General features: G+C 43.5%; 5 protein-coding genes. 3 read left to right on the top strand and 2 right to left on the bottom strand.

Going from position 1 to position 5,192, the window contains the following annotated elements; translation table 11 throughout:
• Positions 1–558 precede the first annotated feature (558 nt).
• Positions 559–2,184, top strand: a complete 1,626-nt coding sequence (locus RMO52_RS07715; protein ID WP_310412575.1) for a reverse transcriptase domain-containing protein — start codon at positions 559–561, stop codon at positions 2,182–2,184.
• A 231-nt stretch (positions 2,185–2,415) separates the two neighbouring features.
• Positions 2,416–2,592: a hypothetical protein gene (locus tag RMO52_RS07720; protein ID WP_309744149.1), complete on the top strand. Its 177-nt coding sequence runs from the start codon at positions 2,416–2,418 to the stop codon at positions 2,590–2,592.
• A gap of 112 nt (positions 2,593–2,704) precedes the next feature.
• Here RMO52_RS07720 and RMO52_RS07725 read toward each other — a convergent pair whose 3' ends face one another.
• Complete coding sequence (locus RMO52_RS07725; protein WP_309744151.1) at positions 2,705–3,841, bottom strand: ParM/StbA family protein; 1,137 nt, start codon at positions 3,839–3,841, stop codon at positions 2,705–2,707.
• A gap of 14 nt (positions 3,842–3,855) precedes the next feature.
• Positions 3,856–4,179 (bottom strand): hypothetical protein, encoded by a 324-nt coding sequence (locus tag RMO52_RS07730; RefSeq protein WP_310412569.1) that lies wholly within the window; start codon positions 4,177–4,179, stop codon positions 3,856–3,858.
• Between the two features lie 405 nt (positions 4,180–4,584).
• On the opposite strand from RMO52_RS07730, the gene mobF reads away from it, so the two are divergent.
• Positions 4,585–5,192: MobF family relaxase (mobF, locus tag RMO52_RS07735; protein ID WP_310412572.1), on the top strand; the 608-nt coding region annotated here is incomplete at its 3' end.

The following is a 5,192-nucleotide window of genomic DNA, read 5'->3' on the forward strand; positions in this document are numbered from 1 at the left end:
GGTGCGATTCGTTGAAGTATGAATCACGGTGAAAGTCCGTACATAATACTTCCAAGCTGGCTACCAGACATGTAGCAACTCAAGGCTTGAACTGTCTAATTGATGAGGGTGCAAGTCCCTCCTCTTAAACTCGAAGATGACTGCTTATCTGCCCACACCGATACGACTCGGAAATCGTAAGAGTGAAGCTGGGAACAGGTCGCAACCAGACATCAATTGCAGATGACACTGGCGATAATAGCGAGTCCCCATGGTGAAACCGAGCCTAAAAAAGCAACCTACCAGTAGGCAGACGCAATCCCTAAGTCTGACCTCGCCAGAGATTAGTATCCCGCCGTATTTCTGATTGATAACGGCAAGAGTATGGGGTTCTGGCGGTTGAATTGGCTACATCTAAAGGGACAATCAATCGATTGGACGGAACGAATAAAAACGTGTTTGAGGTCGGTAAGTGGTCGCACTTACAGTAGACCGGACGAGCGGATTAACTCCTCAGACGCGGGTAGGATGCGGCGTAATTGCCGCAAGGTATTCAGAATACACAAACGGATGCAGAGCATGATTAGACACAGTTTAACAACTAGTGAATCTTGGAAGAACCTACCCTGGAAACGATTTCAGAAGACACTCTTTCGCCTACAGAAGCGCGTGTATAAAGCAGTTCGAGAAGGAGACAAGCGGAAAGCGCGGTCTTTACAGAAACTGATTCTAAAATCTCAAGCAGCTAAACTACTAGCCATTCGGCAAGTAACGCAGTTAAATGCTGGTAAGAAAACGGCTGGTGTTGACGGTAAAGCATCCCTCTCATTTGAAGAACGATTTACACTAGCCTCCGAGCTAAATAAAAATCACACCAACTGGAAGCACAAAGGGTTACGAGAAATTCCCATCCCTAAAAAAGACGGAACTACACGGATACTTAAAGTGCCTACAATAGCGGATAGAGCGTGGCAATGCCTAGCAAAATTTGCACTCGAACCAGCACACGAAGCAACATTTCATGCAAGGAGTTATGGATTCCGAACAGGACGGTCTACGCACGACGCGCAGAAAGTTATATTCCAAAATCTACGCTCCAATTGTGACGGTATCAATAAACGAGTAATCGAATTAGATATCGAGGCATGTTTCGACCGGATTAACCACTCTGCAATCATGGACAACCTTAATGCTCCAGCAGGACTAAAACTCGGTATCTTCCGATGTCTAAAAGCTGGAACTCAAATAGGATTTCCAGACCAAGGAACGCCACAAGGCGGAGTAGTTAGCCCACTGCTTGCTAATATTGCACTCAATGGAATAGAGAGCGTCCATAAGTCGAAAGATAAGTGGGGGAAAATCACGGAGCCATCAATCCGATATGCGGACGATATGGTGATTATTCTTAAACCCGAAGATGATGCAGAAGCAACACTAGAACGAATCAGCGAATTTTTAGCACAACGAGGAATGAACGTCAGCGAACGTAAGACCAAGATTACTGCTACGATAGATGGCTTCGACTTTCTTGGATGGCACTTTTTAGTCCAGAAAAACGGTAAATTCCGTAGTACTCCCTCAGCGGACAACTACAAAACATTCCGTAAGAAAATAAAATACATCGTCAACAACTCGAACTATGGTGCCACAGCAAAGGCGAAGAAATTAGCCCCAGTGGTCAGAGGATGGAGGAATTATCACAAATACTGCAAAATGGATGGGTCGAGAAATTCTCTATGCCACATCGAAAAGCGGGCATTTAAAGTGTTTAACAAGGAAACCAAACAGAATCGCAACACCAGCAAAATATTACTGGACAGAGCATTCCCAGCAGTTTCCACCTCCGAAAACAAATACGTCAACGTTTCGGGAGACAAGTCACCTTACGATGGCGATATAAGCTACTGGAGCGGACGTAAAAGTAAGCTCTACTGCGGTTTAACCTCTGAAGCTATTAAAAAGCAAAACCATAAGTGCATCGCATGTGGATTAAGTTTCATAGGCGAAGAAAAGGTACATCTGCACCATGCGGATGGAAACCACGATAATTGGAACAAAAAGAATATTGTCGCAATACATGAATCCTGTCACAATTACGTGCATATGAGTAGCAGAGGTAAAGTTGTAGCAATACACGAACCATGCAAATCTGAACCTAGCATAAGCAAAGCGCAAGCTAAGAATATCGAGAGCTGTATGCGGTGAAAATCGCACGTACAGATCGAACAGAGAGGGGCAGGGTTTAATAGCCCTCCTCGACTCTAACAGAGCTTCTTTTCTACCCAAGCCGAAGCAATCGCTCAGGCAAATTCCGATCTCACATATTGTCAAGATCCAGAAGATAGTTCTTGGGCAGATTACGTTGAAGATATTTATGTTGGCTATGTCACGCATCAGGTTAAGCCCAGTTCTGACGGATATTCATTGCGACCGACATTGAATAACGACCGAACGATCGCGACAGTTTTAGCCGCTTTACGCCTGTTTCAATCTACTCCATCTGAGCTAATCGATTCTGCGTTTTCTGACTACTTTGAAGATTATTCTCAATTGTCATCTGAAGAAATTGATAAACTGTGTGAGCTGCTTAATTGTGACGAATTTATTCTGTAGCATTTTAAGGGTATAGAATGGCAGCAAGCGTGGGAATTGGCTCGTAAAGAAGCTATGAACTGGCTTGAGGAGCAAGGTTTGTAGTCGGACGAGTGAGTAACCAATTGGTTACTCACTTATTTTTTTCTGATACATTTAGCCAGTAAGACTTAGCGATTGGCATAATGTCTTTTTCCCATAAGCACTGCACATCCGCGAATCTAGCTTGTAGTTCTGTCGGAATAAGCGTATTGTCTGAATACTCTAATCCACCGTGTAAATAGATTGCCGGACAATTTTTATCCGGTAAATTGGGTAGCTTACCAGATAGATAGTCGAGCATTTCTAGTTTAAATAATTCGGCAACCCCACCACCAAAAACGATCTCATCGAGTGGAAGCTGAATTGCCAACCACTGAACGAATGAATTCCAAAATTTTCTGGTGGCTAGATCGATCGCCTTGAGAAGTTTGTCTAGCTCCTGTTCCCGTGCGGTTGGATTATTTCGCAGTAACATTTTTATCAGCGGGGTTTTATCATCTTCCTGACTGAGGTAAGTCGCCACTGCTGCGGTTATCGTTTTGTCTTTGTATGCAGATGTGGCGAGCTGAATATCGTTGACAATTGTTGCGAAGCCAAGATCGGTGGAACGCAACCTTCGATAAACACTATTTTGTACGACAAAGCAGCTCGAATTCCGATGCCCCATCATAATTACTCCTAACTGACGATCGGCTAAATCGCAATGCTCTTCATAAAAAAGTGCCAATCCACCACCTTCAGGATGGCAATTAAAGTACTTGAGGTTAATTTGCAACCTGCCCATTGGTGTGTCAAAGTTTTTAAACGCCTCCCTGAGATTTGCTTCGAGAATGTCTCGATCTACCAGCTCGCCAGCGGGAAGCAAACAGGAAAGGAACAGTCTAAATTTTTTACCGACATCGATCTGAGCTAGTTGAGCTGCTACAGTAATCGCCGCTAAAGTACGCCCGATCGCATTGTTGGATTTTGGTTCGGTAAGGTTCAAAGTGGAGCGAAATACCTCTTGGGCTAATTCCCCAGTGGCATAGTAACGATCGTTAGTCCCAATAAAGGCATATCGAGCCGGATCTAAATTGAAGTTTTTACGATACTCCTGCACATCATCGATTGAAACCTCGATGATCTCTGGCTGCATCATGAAGTATTGAGGAGCGTCGGTGAGTTCTTTACTGTAAATCACTTTCAACGCGCTACTTCCGTAATCTATGACTGCGTACAGATATTCCACGAAATTAATCCTCCTCACTTCTCTAATTTAGCGATCTTCCTGAGCGGGTTAATCGGCAAGTCATCATCAGCTTTGTCAACTTCGTCAACTGCATCTTTTTTGAGCTGATGCCGATCTTCTGAAGCAGGACTTATGCGCTCGAAACTTACCTCCGATCGGATATTTTCGCTCGCTTCTATGGACATCCCCGCGTCCAGTGCCATAATTTTTACTCTCGATTGTAAGGTGTCGATCGATTTTTGGTAAGCTTTCCGAATTTCTAGCGGTGAAGCACCTGTGTACTTGAGTGCATAGGGCAAATAAAAAGCCTCGACAGCTTGCATTATGTCTGCTTTCATTTGCCTACAGCTTTTTAAATATTCAAAGAGAATCTTCTCTAATTCTTTGCCCTCGTTAACTCTCCATTTCCAATCTGGCATTTTGTTAGCTTGAATTTACTACTTTTTTTATGGGTATTCAGTGGGTATTTAATGGGTATTTAATGGGTATTTAATGGGTATGCAATGGGTCTGTTGTATTATCTCAAGCCTAAAATACTAAATTTCATAGGGGTCACTGAATGGGTCATTGAATGGGGCTAGTTTCAACGTAATCTCGATTTAATTTTACGCACAGTACGCATTTACTATAATAACTGTAAGTTGGGCGATAATAAAAGGTGTGAGGGAAATTAACACTAAAAATAACTTCAAGATAAAGTTAAGCGTAGTAAAAATAAATTTGATAATGTTACAGAGAGACGGATGCTAACAGCAAAAAATTGTAAAGCTAGTACAGGGGTGCAGTATTTCACTGACTACTACGATCTAGGGCAAACTCGGTGGTTCGGCAAAGGTGCATCTGCGCTTGGCTTAGAAGGTGAAATCGATCGCGAAGCTTTTGAGAACATCTGCTATGGTAAATCGCCAGATGGGACTAAATATTTGGGTACTAAAGGCGACCCCGAAAAACGTCGTGCGGGTACGGATTTTACATTTTCAGCTCCTAAATCTGTCAGCTTGAGTGCCTTAGTCGGCGGGGATACTCGATTGGAAGTCGCCCATCGCGTCGCCGTCGAGAAGACTCTGGCATTAATCGAAGCACGTTACGCTCAGACTCGCATTACAAATAACAAAAATGTAGTAGAAATTAAAACTAGCAACCTAGTTGTCGCCCAGTTCGACCATATCGAGAGCCGCGAACTCGATCCGCATCTACACACTCACGCGCTGGTGATGAACCTAACTCAAGCAGAGAATGGCAAGTGGTACGCCAACGACAACGATCTAATTTTTCAGAATAAGAAACACTTAGGGACGATTTATCAGGCTTACCTAGCAGCCGAAGTCCAAAAGTTGGGTTATGAAATCGA

Source organism: Chamaesiphon sp. OTE_8_metabat_110, assembly GCF_031382685.1.
Classification (GTDB): domain Bacteria; phylum Cyanobacteriota; class Cyanobacteriia; order Cyanobacteriales; family Chamaesiphonaceae; genus Chamaesiphon.

Bases quoted from the DNA above. Each gene is read 5' to 3' on its own strand.
- RMO52_RS07715 (WP_310412575.1), top strand. From the start codon at position 559: ATGATTAGACACAGTTTAACAACTAGTGAATCTTGGAAGAACCTACCC.
- RMO52_RS07730 (WP_310412569.1), bottom strand. From the start codon at position 4,179: ATGAAAGCAGACATAATGCAAGCTGTCGAGGCTTTTTATTTGCCCTAT.